15 protein-coding genes and 2 pseudogenes are annotated in these 13,585 nt (G+C 60.8%); 7 read left to right on the plus strand and 10 right to left on the minus strand.

Going from position 1 to position 13,585, the window contains the following annotated elements:
* The first annotated feature begins 249 nt into the window (after positions 1-249).
* Positions 250-1,626, plus strand: a complete 1,377-nt coding sequence (locus EOW65_RS19500; RefSeq protein WP_240664803.1) for a plasmid recombination protein — start codon at positions 250-252, stop codon at positions 1,624-1,626.
* 107 nt (positions 1,627-1,733) lie between these two features.
* Here the strand turns inward: EOW65_RS19500 and EOW65_RS19505 are convergent, their stop codons facing one another.
* Positions 1,734-2,594: a hypothetical protein gene (locus tag EOW65_RS19505; protein ID WP_128152300.1), complete on the minus strand. Its 861-nt coding sequence runs from the start codon at positions 2,592-2,594 to the stop codon at positions 1,734-1,736.
* An 87-nt stretch (positions 2,595-2,681) separates the two neighbouring features.
* Between EOW65_RS19505 and EOW65_RS19510 the strand changes: the two genes are divergently transcribed.
* Together EOW65_RS19510 and EOW65_RS19515 are read left to right on the plus strand one after the other, a co-directional pair.
* Positions 2,682-2,939 carry a helix-turn-helix domain-containing protein gene (locus tag EOW65_RS19510; RefSeq protein ID WP_128152302.1) on the plus strand — a complete coding sequence of 86 codons (258 nt, stop codon included), beginning with the start codon at positions 2,682-2,684 and terminating at the stop codon, positions 2,937-2,939.
* Positions 2,940-3,268: 329 nt separating this feature from the next.
* Positions 3,269-3,424, plus strand: a pseudogene (locus EOW65_RS19515) (Grx4 family monothiol glutaredoxin); the annotation flags it as partial.
* A 74-nt stretch (positions 3,425-3,498) separates the two neighbouring features.
* On the opposite strand, the gene EOW65_RS19520 reads toward EOW65_RS19515, so the two are convergent.
* The 4 genes and pseudogenes from EOW65_RS19520 to EOW65_RS19535 all read right to left on the minus strand — a co-directional run bounded on the left by EOW65_RS19520 (position 3,499) and on the right by EOW65_RS19535 (position 7,559).
* Positions 3,499-4,668, minus strand: coding sequence for a hypothetical protein (locus tag EOW65_RS19520; protein WP_128152304.1), 1,170 nt, complete (start codon positions 4,666-4,668; stop codon positions 3,499-3,501).
* A gap of 82 nt (positions 4,669-4,750) precedes the next feature.
* Positions 4,751-4,939: pseudogene (locus EOW65_RS19525) on the minus strand (IS481 family transposase); the annotation flags it as partial.
* Between the two features lie 353 nt (positions 4,940-5,292).
* The gene (locus EOW65_RS19530; protein ID WP_240664801.1) at positions 5,293-6,393 is read right to left on the minus strand and encodes a D-alanine--D-alanine ligase family protein; all 1,101 of its coding nucleotides are present in this window, start codon (positions 6,391-6,393) and stop codon (positions 5,293-5,295) included.
* Positions 6,390-7,559, minus strand: a complete 1,170-nt coding sequence (locus tag EOW65_RS19535; protein ID WP_128152308.1) for an MFS transporter — start codon at positions 7,557-7,559, stop codon at positions 6,390-6,392. The genes EOW65_RS19530 and EOW65_RS19535 overlap by 4 nt, the downstream gene beginning before the upstream one ends.
* Positions 7,560-7,650: 91 nt before the next feature.
* Here EOW65_RS19535 and EOW65_RS19540 point away from each other — a divergent pair, with 91 nt between their 5' ends.
* From EOW65_RS19540 to EOW65_RS19550, 3 genes are all read left to right on the plus strand, one after another.
* Positions 7,651-8,985 (plus strand): aminotransferase-like domain-containing protein, encoded by a 1,335-nt coding sequence (locus EOW65_RS19540; protein ID WP_128152310.1) that lies wholly within the window; start codon positions 7,651-7,653, stop codon positions 8,983-8,985.
* A 297-nt stretch (positions 8,986-9,282) separates the two neighbouring features.
* Positions 9,283-9,942 (plus strand): TetR/AcrR family transcriptional regulator, encoded by a 660-nt coding sequence (locus tag EOW65_RS19545; RefSeq protein WP_128152312.1) that lies wholly within the window; start codon positions 9,283-9,285, stop codon positions 9,940-9,942.
* Entirely contained in the window at positions 9,939-10,421 is a 483-nt protein-coding gene (locus EOW65_RS19550; protein ID WP_128152314.1) for a hypothetical protein, read from the plus strand. The genes EOW65_RS19545 and EOW65_RS19550 overlap by 4 nt, the downstream gene beginning before the upstream one ends.
* Before the next feature lie 51 nt (positions 10,422-10,472).
* Here EOW65_RS19550 and EOW65_RS20045 read toward each other — a convergent pair whose 3' ends face one another.
* From EOW65_RS20045 to EOW65_RS19570, 5 genes are all read right to left on the minus strand, one after another.
* The gene (locus EOW65_RS20045; RefSeq protein ID WP_164880171.1) at positions 10,473-10,649 is read right to left on the minus strand and encodes a hypothetical protein; all 177 of its coding nucleotides are present in this window, start codon (positions 10,647-10,649) and stop codon (positions 10,473-10,475) included.
* A 161-nt stretch (positions 10,650-10,810) separates the two neighbouring features.
* Positions 10,811-11,524, minus strand: a complete 714-nt coding sequence (locus EOW65_RS19555) for a hypothetical protein (protein WP_128152316.1) — start codon at positions 11,522-11,524, stop codon at positions 10,811-10,813.
* Between the two features lie 418 nt (positions 11,525-11,942).
* Positions 11,943-12,152, minus strand: coding sequence for a hypothetical protein (locus EOW65_RS19560; RefSeq protein ID WP_128152318.1), 210 nt, complete (start codon positions 12,150-12,152; stop codon positions 11,943-11,945).
* Positions 12,152-12,658 (minus strand): hypothetical protein, encoded by a 507-nt coding sequence (locus EOW65_RS19565; protein WP_128152320.1) that lies wholly within the window; start codon positions 12,656-12,658, stop codon positions 12,152-12,154. The genes EOW65_RS19560 and EOW65_RS19565 overlap by 1 nt, the downstream gene beginning before the upstream one ends.
* Positions 12,659-12,698: 40 nt before the next feature.
* Positions 12,699-12,995, minus strand: coding sequence for a zinc ribbon domain-containing protein (locus EOW65_RS19570; protein WP_240664802.1), 297 nt, complete (start codon positions 12,993-12,995; stop codon positions 12,699-12,701).
* Positions 12,996-13,119: 124 nt separating this feature from the next.
* On the opposite strand from EOW65_RS19570, the gene EOW65_RS19575 reads away from it, so the two are divergent.
* The gene (locus tag EOW65_RS19575; protein ID WP_128152324.1) at positions 13,120-13,377 is read left to right on the plus strand and encodes a helix-turn-helix domain-containing protein; all 258 of its coding nucleotides are present in this window, start codon (positions 13,120-13,122) and stop codon (positions 13,375-13,377) included.
* Positions 13,378-13,585 lie beyond the last annotated feature (208 nt).

The following is a 13,585-nucleotide window of genomic DNA, read 5'->3' on the forward strand; positions in this document are numbered from 1 at the left end:
CGCGAGCCTTGAAGCCCGCGTCGTGATTTCTGCGTTTCGACATGTTCTGATCTCCTCGTTCTTGGAGACCAGCAGACGTCAGATCGTAGCTTCCGTCACTGTCCAATTTTCGGGGAGGTGCTCAGGTCGTTGACTGGATCAAGTCACGGCATGACCTTTGTCGTGTGATACCCGCAAAGCAAGTACGTGCAGCAATTGAACGCGGCTTGGTCAGTGTGTCCGAGGCAGAAGACGCTGGTTTTGGACCAGATGGGCGCCGTGTCTGATCGCCCGGAAAAGTCCATCTTTGCCCACAAGCAGACCTATTCGCGCAAGGGCAACAGCCAGAGCCGCTCGGTGCGCGACATCGCGCATGAAAACGAGCGGCTGGAGGGGGCGTGCCCGCATGTGGCCCACCCCCTGCCTGCCACCCTTCTTGACGGGATGCGCCCCTCCGAGGTTGTAGATCTGATCGAGCAGCGCGTGACCGAGCAGAACAAGCTGCTGCGCCGCCTGCGCAAGGAACAGCCCGACCGCAAGGCTGTGCTGCGCGCGATCCGCGCGGACACACATGTGATGATCGCCAGCGTCTTCAGTTTCCCCGATCCCGTCGCCGAGATGAACGAGGCGGAGTATCTGCGCTGGCGCCGGGATGTGATCGCCTTCGCCAGGGACGATGCGGCCCGCAACGGGGCCGAGGTGCTCAGCATCGTGGAGCATCGCGATGAAACCCATCCGCATGTGCATGTCCTCGCCGTTCCATTATGTGCGGATGATAATATGCGCATGGATGCCAAGCGCTGCCATGAAGGGCATCGGGAACAGGATCGGCACCGCGCCGAAGACTGGTCTGGCTCACCCTCGCGCAGCTACAAGCAGGCGATGCGGCATTGGCAGGATCGCTATCATACCGAGGTCGGGGCGCGACATGGGCAAGCCAGAACCGGGCCGCGCCGCAGGCGTCTGGACCGCAAAACCTGGAAGGCCGAGACATCGCGTCTGAAGGCACAGAAGGACGAAGCAATTGCCGTCGCGCGGGCCGCCGATGCCCGGCGCCTTGCCGAGGAACAGGAGCGGCGCCTTGAGCTGAGCTTGCACGATACCGTGCAGAAACGCTTGCGTGAAGCCGAGCTGATCCATGCCATCGCCACAGGCGGAGTTGTCGAGGCGCTTCGGCAAGTCGATCCGGATCCCGTCATGCTGGAGCGGCTTGAGACGCCCGCGCAGATGGGGGGATGGAACCGGCACGATGCGCTTCGCAATCGCGAGATGCGCGAGGCCTTGTCCCCGGTGCTGAGTGACGGGGTGGAGGTCCTGCGCGGGCCCATCCATGGGGCCGATCTGCTCGATGGAGTCACTGGCTTTCTTCGGGGAATTGGTAGGTGGATCGGCCACCTTGCCGACGCTAGCCCGAGCTGGATGAAATGGCCGGAGACGGTGGCCTATGTCACGCAGGGCATGCGGCACGCCTTCGAGACCCCTTCTGCGGCGTCCTCTCTTGCGGGCGCGCTCGAAACATCCCCGGCATGGCGCGGGTTGGCCGAAAAAGCCTCATCCCGGCTCGATCAGGTGCGGACGATACAGGCGTTGGCCAAGCCGTCTCTACAGACTTTCCCGGGAAGCGGTTCGAATATTGAAAAATTATAATATGTGCCTACGCGAAAATCAGTATCCGCTCAGATTTCACCGAGCTGTGGGGGAGCCCCCACAGCTCGGTGCGTTCGCGAAAATACCGCAAGCGGATATCGCCTCCGTCACAGGTCCAGTTTGGTCGCCGTTGCCGGCGCGCTCAGCTTTTGCTCGATCTGTGGGTCTGCGGCCTGTTCGTCGCGTCGCATCAGATCGAAATCGACCAGGTCGAAGCGCAGCGTCGCGTCCTGCGCCCCGCCCTGATATCGGACAGAAAACCGCACTGAACAATGGGCGCCGGTCTCCGGCCCCTTGCCGCCCCGATAGCGATAGGTGCCTTCCGCGGGATGGGCCTTGTCCTGACAGGGATAGGCTGCGGTGCTGCTGTTGCCGTTGGCATCGGTGACCGTGATCGGGGCGGTGACCGGCGCTCCTTCGGGCGAAAGCATGTAGAGGTACTCGTTCACGCCAGCCCCTTTGCCGCCGGTCATATGCGGCGCGCCGTAGGTCTCGGCGATCTGAGCGAAGAAGGCCCCCTGAGCCGGGGCCTCGTCGCCCACGATACGCCAGGTCCGGTGAATGCCGGTGACGACCGAGCCAAGCGCCGGGGTCGACAGATCGAGCGTGATCTCCTCATACGGCCGGGCACTCATCCGCACGGTCGGGCCGATCCCCGGCGTGACGTAACCGATGACCATCTGGCTGCGGAACCCGGCACCGTTCGGCGCCTTGACCTGCAACACGCCCGAGGTGGGTTGCATCGGCTTGCCCAGATGCTCCGAAAGGCGCTTTGCGGCCTCTTCGCCGTTCATGCCTGGCTTGATCCCAAGAATGGCATAGTCATAGCTGCGCACGGGCAAAGTTCCGGCCTTGTCCTGAAGGGCATCATACCCCTCAGCTTGTTCCGCCGCTGCGACACAAGGAGCAAAGGCCGCCATTGAAGCCAGGGCCAAGGCCGTGATCCCCATCCCATCGAAAATCCCCATGGCATCCTCCGCAACCCGAACTTTAGTTCCATAAGTAGAACAACTGTTCGTGGCGTCAAGAGCGAGCCCACGGGATGCCATGCGCTTATGGAGCGCACAAACGATCTTCTCTTGCAGGCCTTCGCCGAGGTTCTTCGGACAACCCGTCTCGCGGCGGGGCTGTCGCAGGAGGAGCTTGCCGCGCGGGCGGATGTCTCGACCAGGTTCATCTCATTTCTGGAAACGCGCCGCCGCCAGCCGACACTGACCGCCCTGCATGCGCTGAGCCAGGGGCTAGGGCAGGACTTTGGGGCTTTCAGTGAAGCGGTTGACTGGCGGTATCAGGAGTTAAGGCGAGGAAGCTAGGTGTGACGGCAGAGGCGCCGTGCTGGGGAAGCGGAAGTTCGCTGCGGACGCGAAAGTGCCACCGCCGCCCTCAAGAAGCAGACATTCAGCGAGGAACACGGGCCGGTACCTACCCTAGACGACACGAAGGGCGGTGAGCGGCTGTTCGCTGCGGTGGGCGCGAATGGCCGGTTTGGGGCCGATTGCGGAATGGCAGGTCCGGGATGCTGACTGACCGAAGCGGACATCGCGCAAGCCGACCGACCCCGCCGCTCCCGAGCAATTGCCAACCTGGGTCCTGAATTGGCCGCTGCATCGCGGCTTCGTGAGAGCAGACTTTCGGATAAGCGACCATCCCCCAGCTCTACGTGAAGGGCGAATTCGTCGGCGGCTGCGACATCGTCACCGAGATGACGCTGTCGGGCGAGCTCGACCAGCTCTTCGAGGCCAAGGGCATCGCCTACAACAAGGAAGCCGCCGAGAAGATCCGCGAAGCCAACGCCTGAGCGTAGCTTGTCCTGTCTGATGAGAGCGCCCGCCGGTCGGCCGACCGGCGGGCGTTTTCGGTCACCGGGCCCGCTCAGTCCGGCGGCACCCAGTCGCCCGGCTCCTTCAGCAGCATCAGGCCCGGGTGGATGCAGTTCACCACCTCGCGTTCGAGGCAGCGCTTGAACAGCGGGGTGAAACTGCCCACCGCCGCCGCGATGTTGGTGGTGACGATACCGATCACCGCGCTTCCCAACGCTGAGCGGATCGCGCAGGTCTCGGCGATCTTGAAGACGGTGCGACCAAGGTTCCTCGGCAGCGAGTAATAGACGTAGAACACCAGCTTGCTGAGCCGGACATGCAGCATCGGCACCGAAATGCTGATCGAGCTGCAGCCGATCCGGATGCGGATTCGCGTCCAGCTGATCTTGAACTCGGGCCAGGCGGCGAGGGCCAACAGCCCGAACTGCTCTCGCTTCATCTGGCCGCAACTGCTCGGGACGACCTGGCCGAGGACGTCATCGATCGCCCTGCCCACCTCCATGGGGTCCGTCGCGTGGCCCGGCGCGACCTCCTTGCCGGTCGTCGGATCGAGCGGCGGCGCGCTGTCCTCCTGCAAGACCGCAGTGCGGATCAGGACGAGGTCTAGCTGGTGGTCGTGCCCCCACTGCGGCAGCGAGTAATCGCCCACGACCGGGATCTCGCTGTGCGGCGGCTCGCCCCCGCCGACGCCGAGCAGCGCGAACAGCGCGTCGCGCTGGCTGATGTCGCGCTCCTGCGGCTGGTCGATCTTGCGCAGCGTCACCGCGGTATCGAGGACGAAATCGTCGAGTTGCAGGTTCGGCCCGATATGCGCCTGCACCCAAGCCTCGACGTCGTTGCCGTCGCTCGCCGGATCGTAGGACGCAAGCAGCGCCCGCCCCTCGGCGATTGCCGCCTCCGACAATCCGTCGCGGAAGAAGGCCCAGTAGCTGACGCTCAGTTCGACCCGCTGCTCCATCGCGACCACGACCCGGTGGACGCCCGCGCCGCTGCCCGCCTGCAGAAGCTGCCACCATTCCTGGACCAGAAATACGATGTCCTGGATCGCGGTGACCGGCTCACCGCTGGGTCGGCGGTCCTGCGAGTCGTGACCGAACCCCGCCGGCTGCGGTGGCTTGGCAGTGTAGGACGCCGCGCTGCCATCGAAAAGGAAGGCTTTGACGGAGGGATCGTCGAACGAGAATGCAGTATCGAAATGGATCGGCATAATCGGTTTCCTCATGATAGATCTTGATCACAGAAAGCGCCTGGGCACCGACATTACTATAACATGTTAACTGCCCATTCCCAAGATTAGCACTGAGTTAGGTGTTCAGTCCCGGCATCTGGTGGATCGGGTCAACGATGAATCTGTCCGGCTCTGAAGTCCAGACTTTGCCGATGTATTCTTAGGGTGTGAGGCCGCTGAGGGTCTTGAGCCTCCGCGCGAAGTTGTAGGCCGCCATGAAGTCCGTGAGGTGGGTGCGGAGATGGTCGTGGCTGTCGTAGTGGAAACCATCACTCGCCAAGGCTGAGATTGGCCGACTGCGACTGCTCAGGTAGAGCTTCGAGAGCCGGGATTGAAGGGCAAATCCGCCCGCATAGTGGGCCTTGGCAGGTGCTGCGGCCAAAGGCAGCTTTCAGGACGCCCAACTTTGACCGGGAACGGCCAGATGGGGGGCGCAAAGCGGACCCTCCCGGAGAGGCGTTTGAACGGCAGCTTGGGGCCGATCAGGTCGATACGGCGGCGCGGGCCTCAAGAAAGGCCCGCCGCCCCGCCGCATGACCGCTTCGAGCCCAACTTTGACCGATGCTGCGCCTCTTGCGAATGGCAGCTCCGCTATTCTTCCGCTACAAAAAGCCGTGTTTACCGGTCACGCTTCTCGGCTCGAAAACGCGCCAACCCATGAGAGATCAATCTCTCGATCAACTCCCGTCCATTGATCCCGCTTGCAGCCATCGCCTTCGGATACATGCTGATATCTGTAAACCCAAGCATGGTGTTTAGCTCGTTCACGACAAGCCCACCATCGCCCTTTAGGAAGAAATCAACGCGAGCCATTCCGTCGCACCCGACCGCTCGAAATGCCTGGGCGGCCATGGAGCGGATCGACGCTTCATTGTCGTCGGAGAGATCGGCAGGGACGTGCAATTTGGCCCCATCCGGATCAGTATATTTCGCATCGTAGGTGTAGAACCCATGCGTGGTGGAAGGAACAATTTCGCCCGGCCTAGAGACGAACAGAGACCCGTCCGCCTCTTCCAAGACCGCGCATTCAATTTCGCGGCCTGTGATATGTTCTTCCGCAAGCATCCGTTGGTCGAGTTCGAAGCCATTTGCCAATACGGCTCGATATTCTTCGTCGGTTGCAACCTTCCCGACACCGACTGACGACCCTTGCGTGACGGGTTTCAGGAAGAATGGCGCGCCCAGCTTCCTCTTCACCACCTCGAAAGGTGCCGGGTCTTCTCGGCGGAGCGTCACGGATCGGGCCACCGGCAACCCTGCCTCTCTCAGGAGCCGTTTCGCGATCTCTTTGTCCAGCGCATTCGCCGAACCCCGAATGCCGCATCCGACCAGAGGGACACACGCGGTGATGACCGCCCCCTGTATCGAACCGTCTTCGCCCCACTGGCCGTGCAACACCGGAAAAATAGCATCGACGGGCGGCAACTTCTCAGCATGTCCAGCTGCCGACAGGTAAATCAGATGCCCCCGTTCACCAGGAATGGGGAAAACACATGCCCCATATGCGGGTCGTGAGAGTGAGCCCGCTATAAAATCGCTGGGTCTCCAGCGGCCGTCCCGCCCGACATATACCGGCTCCGGTTCATACTTCTCGCGATCCATCGCGGAGAGAATATTCATCGCGGAGAGCACTGAAACCTCGTGCTCGTCCGACCGGCCACCGAACAGCACCATGATCCGCAGCCGCTTTTCACTTTTCTTATCTGTCATGTGTTTCATATCCCTGCATCGAGAGCGTCAAAAGGCGGAACAGACGCTCGCTTCCACGTCATCACAATAATCGTCGTGACCGCAATTTGGACCGCTGCGAACATCAACATTGCCGACAACAAGCCGAACATATCCGCCAATGCACCGCTAACGATCACGGGAAGCGAGAACCCGAAGTACGCATAGACAAGCAGGCCCGCCGTCGCTCGCGCCCGATCGTCCGGCGCACGCAACGAAACTTCCGCCAATGAGGCGAGATAGGTGAAGCCGTAGCTGGCCGCACTGGTGATGCCGGTGCCGAGGAGAACAAAGGCTAGAACCTTCAGCCAGACACCAGCGAGAAGAACGACGAAGCCGAGCGGGATCAAAATGAACCCGAGGGCGAGCGCGCGGCCGTTGGTCATGCGCCGGGCAATCGGCTGGCAGAGAAATCCGACGAAGATTGCCAAGAAGATGACAAGGCCCGTCCACCCACCGAGATCGTTCGCGGCAAGCTCCAGCGGAATGACCGCGATGGTCATGCCGGTCGTTGACCAGGCGAGCGCCATTGCGGCCCCGAACATCCATGTGCCGGAAGGGAAGACCGGCAGGCGCAGAATGGACACGGCGCGAGGCTTGTCCATTCGGGGCAGTCCGAGAGCAATTACGGCGAGGACCGGAGCTGCCACGAACAGGCCGATGTAGCTGGCGGGCAAAAGCGTCGGCCCCTGCACCCCGAGGCTGATACCGGTTGCCAGAGCGCCGCCGCCAAAGCCGAGAGATGTCGCAGAGGTCACGATCAGAGCGGCATTCTTCGCGCGGTCCGAGCCGAGAATTTCCGTCATGTAGGCCGTCCCGGCGGTTGTCGCCAGTCCGGTTCCGATTCCGAGCAGGAAGCGCGCGACGACAAGACTTGTCCAGCTTGGCACCTGCACGAGAAGCGCTGTCGCTACTGCGCCTAGGATCAACGCCAGCGCAATCGGAACCCGTCGTCCAATCCGGTCCGACAGCCCACCCAGCAGCAAGAGTGTCGGCATGAGACCCCCGACATAGGCCGCGAACGCAACCGTCACCGCCGTCGCCCCAACATCACTTTCCGCTGCATAGGCATCATAGAGCGGAGCCTGAAGGTTCACGGCGAACGTTACCGTGAAAAGGCCAAGAGCGAGCAGCGAAACAGGGATCAGTTTGGACATGGGGCACGGACCTCGAAGATTGACTTGAGATCGGAATGCCATGAGATAATAAGTATGACAATTTTTTGATTGTACTAAGTACGGTGAGATTATGAAGACGCCCCGTTACATACGCCTCGCCGACCTGATTTCGACCGCGATTCAAGAGGGCAAGCTGGCCCCTGGCACGAAACTGCCCACACATCGCGCGCTTGCGGAACAGTTCGATGTGGCTCTTGCTACCGCGACTCGTGCTTACGGGGAGCTGGAGCGGAGAGACATGATTGTCGGCGAAGCTGGTCGTGGCACCTTCGTCCGCGACCTCGGATTGCCCCCTACGCTTGGGGTCCGACAGACAGCCAGTGATGGCCTCATAGACCTGGTTTTCAATATGCCGGGTGACGCAGGCGATGCGGATATGCTGCGCGTTGGACTGCGGCGACTTGCGGCGGCGGGCGATCTTGAAGCAATGCTGCGCTATCAGCCTCACGGCGGGCGAACGCATGAGCGTCGGATTATTGCGGAAAGCCTTGCCTTGATCCATGGTCCCATAGACCCCGAACACCTTCTGGTTACGTCAGGCGGTCAGCATGGGTTGGCAATCATCGTGCTCGGGCTTTTTCGTCGTGGGGACAGGATTGCAACCGACACCCTGACTTACCCCGGTTTCAAATCCATCGCGGCGTTGCAAGGCCTTGATCTTGTTCCCGTCGAGGGACGACATGGCGTGATGGACCCGGATGATCTGGAACGACAATGTCGCGCGCGCAAGATGCGAGCGGTTTATCTGATGCCAACGGTCCATAACCCCTTGGGTTCGGTTATGGATAAGGCAACACGCCTACACCTGATCGAAGTCGCCCGCGCACATGACTTGTTGCTGATCGAGGACGCTGCCTACGCGTTTCTTGAACCGGATCCGCCGCCAAGCTTCATCACCCTCGCTCCTGAGCGAACTGTTCATGTAGGAGGTTTTTCCAAGAGCCTCGCCACAGGATTGCGTTTGGGCTACTTGATCGCCCCCGAGACCCAAACAGATAGATTGCTTGAAGCGATCAGGGCGACGACTTGGAACGCCCCCGCGCTGATTTCCGGTCTGGTCACGAGCTGGATTGAGGACGGCACACTTGCGGGTTCCGAAGAGACCCGGCGGCGAGACGGCGCAGAGCGTCAGCGGCTTTGTCGGGCCGTTTTTGGTAGTTCGATCATTCTTTCACATCGCAACGCAGGCTTTGCCTGGTTGCCGCTTGAAAAGGGTGTTCGGGCAGAACCCATCGTCACACGATTGAAGGAACACGGTATTTCCTCATCCGGTGCAGAACCTTTCGCAACAACGGTCGTAGTGCCACAGGCGCTTAGGCTTGCCTTTGGCGGCGTGCCGAAAAATGAACTGGAGGAGGTGTTCCAGATAGTTCGACAAGCTGTCGATGAGGCTTCCATGTCGTAAGAAAATTCCGAGAGCTGACATTCGTGCAGCCGCAGCGAAAGCTCACTCAGTCCGCATCAGCGACATTCGCCCCGGATTTTGCTGCAAAATGCCACGACCGACCGCTTCGGGGAAGCTGCACCGCGGCGACGACGCATGCTCAACCGGCGGCTTAGGGCCGGGAGCGACGGCTACCGCTGCCTGCCAGGCGCAGGACGCGCTGCGCCGCCGCATGACCGCTCCGAGCCCATATTGACAGAATTAGACCGGCGGTCTAATCACTGGTCAGATTTGGACCACCAGTCTAACGAATCATGAATGCCGACTGAAACTACAACACCGCGCCAAAGGTTCGAGGCACTGGACGAGCAGACGCAAGCGCGTTGGCTTGTTCCCGCCGAGGCGGAATTTTGCGAGCACGGGTTTGAAAAGGCGTCGCTAAACCGCATCATTGCCCGCGCGGGCGAAAGCAAGGGTCGCACCTATCACTATTTTGCCGACAAGGGCGCACTCTTCTGCGCAACGCTTGAGCGCCGCGTTCGACAATGCGATTTCCTTGATCAAGTCAGCGAAGCAGCCTCTGCGCCCAACGCAACAGGGTATTGGCTCGAACTTGGTGCGCTTTGTGCACGGCTCACAAAAATGCTTCAGGGTGACGACCGTCTTGCTAGCTTGCTCAGGACGTTGCACCGGGAATCTGCCGCACAACAGTCCTTCGCGGAGCCACTGGCCGCGATACGCGGCGCTATTGATGACTTACTTGTCGCAGGTCAGTCTATCGGCGCAGTGCGCGATGACCTTCCTATCACGCTACTGACCGAGGTTGCGTTGAATCTGATCGCCACCGTGGATCGATGGTTTGCCCTGAACGGGTCCACTTTGTCAGAGGACGCAGAAGCAGCTCTCTCGCAGCGAGCGTTTTTGCTCCTGATGGCACCGCTCCTCCCCTCTCAATTTACGGAAGGTATTTCCCTATGACGCTTGTTCGTGCGCTATGCACCCTTGTAATACTGAGTGCCGTCAATCTGGCCCTGATGATCCCGGGTGGATTTGTCGAAACCCGAACGTTTCCGGGCTATAGCGTCGCTGTGCTTGCCGCCTTCAATATCTTTCTCACCTGCCTCGGCATTGGAAGTCTCGTTCTGGGCTATCGCATCTTTCGAACCAGCCATGCGGGGATTTTCCCGATAGTTGCAGGCGTGGCCTATGTTGTGGTCTATGCCCTCGATCTTGCCCACATCTTCCCGATCGCAGGCGCTCCCATGACAACAACGTTGGCCGCAATGGAGTGGATCGGGATCATACTCGGTCTGGCGGTGATTGCCGGCGGCCTGCGGCTGGCAATTGCGAATGATGGAACGGCCGTGAGCGGATCGACAACACCGCGCACCTTGTTGCTCACACTGGGCATCGCGGGCTTTCTGATCGTTGTCTTCGCTACGCTGTCGGCCATTTGACTTTTGAGCCGCACAAGCGCGGGCACAGCAACACACCGCCGAAATATCCGCCTAGCCGATATCCAGTTCCGCAATATCGCGGAACGGCAGCAATGTCCGCATCAGCGACATTCGCCCCGGATTTTGCTGCACAATGCCACGACCGACCGCTTCGGGGAAGCTGCACCGCGGCATGAGCGCATGCTCGACCGGCCAGTAAGGGCCGAGTGCTCCGGTGCCAAGCGTCATGCTCGACCGTCGGCTTTGGGGCGTTCCTATCTTCGGGTCATAGATGCTACGGAAGATGCCAGGCCCGGCTGAGCACCTTCCGCGCGAGATCTAGCTTCACGCACGTTCCTAGCAGCAATGTCGGTAACGAGACGACCGGGGATCACCGTCTTTGGGGCGGTTCAGCCTTTCAGCATGTATGGGCCAGCGGCGGCCATAGCTTCGGCCTCTGTCTGGAACGGCAGATGCTCGCGGGGAATGGGGTTAGAGTTCTGCCAGTCGGTTTCACCAAGTTCTCTGAACCGCCTGATGGCGCCTTCGATTACGGTGCGGTCGATGATCGGAGAGGCAACGATGATCTCCAGCCCGATGCCATAGCGATACGAGCGGTCGAGCCGGAACGTCTCATGGATCTCTGGCGGGGTTTCGCGCAGAATCTCTGCGGCGGCCCGCTCCTCGTATTCTCTGACGGTCAGCCCCTCAAGCGCGGCATGGCGGCACGGTTCGGGCCGGATCAACCGGTAGAGTTTCTCCCGCCCGACGTAGGCCGCAGGGATGCGCTTCCAGCGATATTCCTCTTCCAACTCCGCCTCGCTCAGGCGTGAGTACGTCCGTTCCATAGCGAGATTCTGAGTGCGATCCCAGAATTGCAGGTTGCCGGTGGTGATGCTGGCGTTCCAGATGCTGCGGCCATCGAGCCCCAGAAACAGGAAATCGAACCACTGCCTGTAGAGATCGGGGCGCCCCGGCTCGTCCAACACCAGATGGCTGGTGAACAGCCCACCGTATATCGGGGCGTCGCCAAGGATCTTCCAGCGCAGGCGCACGAAAGCATCACGTTGCCGGTGTTTCGACAAGGCCGTGAACGGGGTGAAGCGGTTATGTTTCCGGCGCATCATCCATCTCCTTGAGAGCCTCTCTGACGCCCCCGTGTTTTCTGAGCCCACAGCGATAAAACCTGCCGTATCGGGCTCACGCATTGCTAGACTGGGGTGGCCATTCGATCAAGTTTCCGGGCTACGAAAGGGCCGGCGCTACTGATAGGCTAAAGTGGTCTACTTTCGCGATTTCGCTAAATATTAGTGACCGACTATTATTTTGCGGGGCCCGAGGCAAAGCCCCACCCGCAAAATGTCGAACAGGGGGACGCCCCCTGTACCCCCGCGACACTGAAACCAACGCCTCCGAACGATGCCGCCTTCTGGGCGGCTGCAAACCCTGTTCCGCCCCAGCCGTATGAGGGGCGGTCGGAACAGGGTTTGCGCGTAGCCTGACCCCGGCCCGCTCGCATCACGACGGGCCGTAGGGACGGGGTCAGGCGCACTCGCTCTCCCAGCACGCCATCATCCAGCCATCTTCGCTCTCGGGCAGGTCGATGCCATAGAATTCCAGCACCTGGGTCAGATCGCAGATCCGATCTTCCCGCTGGCCTTCCTTCAGGGCCGCCCACCAGATGCGGGCGTTCTCGCGGTCGGACCGGAAAATCGCGGCGGGCAGCTCGCCCTTCGATAAGGTCACTTGCATCAGTTGCTCCTCTTCAGCCAGGGACGGATCGCGTCGAGGGCCTCCGCTGATCCGGCGAGGCTGAAACGATGCTGCTTCGTTCCGAAGCTGACGTCGACCCATTTTGCCTGCCGGATATTGTGAACGAAAAGGTTCGTGGCGCCCATCCCGGCGGCGTTGAAATTGCTCAACAGCTTGTCGCTTCCGTCGGCCTGAAATTCAAGCGCCTCGCCATTGGAGAAGGCGATGCGAACCTGCTCGCCTGCCTTCGCGTTCTGACCGTCCAGCATGATGCGCACGATGCAGTTGCTAAAGTCGCAGGTTCCGTTCGCGTCGAGTTCGTTCGCCTCGTCGCTGCGCACGATCCAGATCTCGTTGCCGAGCACGCGCCGAGGGCTCGCTGAGCCCATCTCGTTGGTGAAGGTCCAGTATTCCGCGCCACCTTCGACCGACGCCACGAAATGCCAGTCTGCGGCCCAGCCCGGCGTGGCGATGGCGAGAAGAGCGGCGGTAATGAGATATTTCATGGGGCGGGATCCGTCGTGTCTGCGCACATGCGAGGCGTATTCAGCGATACCAGTGCTGGGGTAGCCGGGGGATGATGGAGCGCAGGGCGAAGCCCAGGGCTGCAAACAGCAGCATGAAGGGGACGAGGAACAGGAAGGCGATCAGCCCGTCGAACCAGGTCGTGGCATAGCCCGAAGAAACCCAACCCCCCAAGGCGATCCCGAGAACAACCAGAAATGCGGCAATGCCGAACATGAAGTTGCCCGCGCGGAGCCAGTTTCCGATCGGATGCCCCCACACGCCCCGCATTGCGCCGCAGCTGGGGCAGATCGAAGCGTCATCGTGAATTTCAGTCATGCAATGAGGGCATTGGGCCATGGAGAACTCGGGAAAGCATCAGTAAACGTCGATGAAATAACCCAAAATGGGATATTCCTCAAGTGAGATTATCCGAATTCCGGATTTATTCGGAGTTCACAGCATGGGCAGAACCCTGCGCAGCCCGGGCCATCTTGCGCTCATGACCGCCCTCAAACAGGCAAGGCTCGATGCGGGGCTGACCCAGACGGAGCTGGCGGATCGGCTAAAGCGTCCGCAGTCCTTCGTGGCGAAGTATGAGAACGGTGAGCGCAAGGTGGAAGTCGTCGAGTTCGTGCAGATCGTGAAGGAGATCGGCTGCGATGGATGTGAGATCATCGCAGCCGTCTCCGCTGCGGACAATGCAGCCGAAATAGGCTAGGCTCCTGCCTCATGCGCACCGCATCCGAAAGCATCAGGCACGCCCGGCCAAGGACTGACTGGGGCTTACGCCCTGAGCTGGGTGAGCACCTCCCCGAAAATTGGACAGTGACGGAAGCTACGATCTGACGTCTGCTGGTCTCCAAGAACGAGGAGATCAGAACATGTCGAAACGCAGAAATCACGACGCGGGCTTCAAGGCTCGCGTG

The sequence above is a fragment of the Paenirhodobacter ferrireducens genome (genome assembly GCF_004022265.1).
Taxonomy (GTDB): Bacteria; Pseudomonadota; Alphaproteobacteria; order Rhodobacterales; family Rhodobacteraceae; genus Rhodobacter; species Rhodobacter ferrireducens.

What these genes read in the sequence shown, in the direction of transcription:
- EOW65_RS19550 (WP_128152314.1), top strand. Translation starts at nt 9,939, where the DNA reads ATGACGCTTGTTCGTGCGCTATGCACCCTTGTAATACTGAGTGCCGTC.
- EOW65_RS20045 (WP_164880171.1), bottom strand. Translation starts at nt 10,649, where the DNA reads ATGACGCTTGGCACCGGAGCACTCGGCCCTTACTGGCCGGTCGAGCAT.
- EOW65_RS19530 (WP_240664801.1), bottom strand. Translation starts at nt 6,393, where the DNA reads ATGAAACACATGACAGATAAGAAAAGTGAAAAGCGGCTGCGGATCATG.
- EOW65_RS19520 (WP_128152304.1), bottom strand. Translation starts at nt 4,668, where the DNA reads ATGAGGAAACCGATTATGCCGATCCATTTCGATACTGCATTCTCGTTC.
- EOW65_RS19570 (WP_240664802.1), bottom strand. Translation starts at nt 12,995, where the DNA reads ATGACTGAAATTCACGATGACGCTTCGATCTGCCCCAGCTGCGGCGCA.
- EOW65_RS19575 (WP_128152324.1), top strand. Translation starts at nt 13,120, where the DNA reads ATGGGCAGAACCCTGCGCAGCCCGGGCCATCTTGCGCTCATGACCGCC.
- EOW65_RS19555 (WP_128152316.1), bottom strand. Translation starts at nt 11,524, where the DNA reads ATGCGCCGGAAACATAACCGCTTCACCCCGTTCACGGCCTTGTCGAAA.
- EOW65_RS19500 (WP_240664803.1), top strand. Translation starts at nt 250, where the DNA reads ATGGGCGCCGTGTCTGATCGCCCGGAAAAGTCCATCTTTGCCCACAAG.
- EOW65_RS19565 (WP_128152320.1), bottom strand. Translation starts at nt 12,658, where the DNA reads ATGAAATATCTCATTACCGCCGCTCTTCTCGCCATCGCCACGCCGGGC.
- EOW65_RS19540 (WP_128152310.1), top strand. Translation starts at nt 7,651, where the DNA reads ATGAAGACGCCCCGTTACATACGCCTCGCCGACCTGATTTCGACCGCG.
- EOW65_RS19535 (WP_128152308.1), bottom strand. Translation starts at nt 7,559, where the DNA reads ATGTCCAAACTGATCCCTGTTTCGCTGCTCGCTCTTGGCCTTTTCACG.
- EOW65_RS19545 (WP_128152312.1), top strand. Translation starts at nt 9,283, where the DNA reads ATGCCGACTGAAACTACAACACCGCGCCAAAGGTTCGAGGCACTGGAC.
- EOW65_RS19560 (WP_128152318.1), bottom strand. Translation starts at nt 12,152, where the DNA reads ATGCAAGTGACCTTATCGAAGGGCGAGCTGCCCGCCGCGATTTTCCGG.
- EOW65_RS19510 (WP_128152302.1), top strand. Translation starts at nt 2,682, where the DNA reads ATGGAGCGCACAAACGATCTTCTCTTGCAGGCCTTCGCCGAGGTTCTT.
- EOW65_RS19505 (WP_128152300.1), bottom strand. Translation starts at nt 2,594, where the DNA reads ATGGGGATTTTCGATGGGATGGGGATCACGGCCTTGGCCCTGGCTTCA.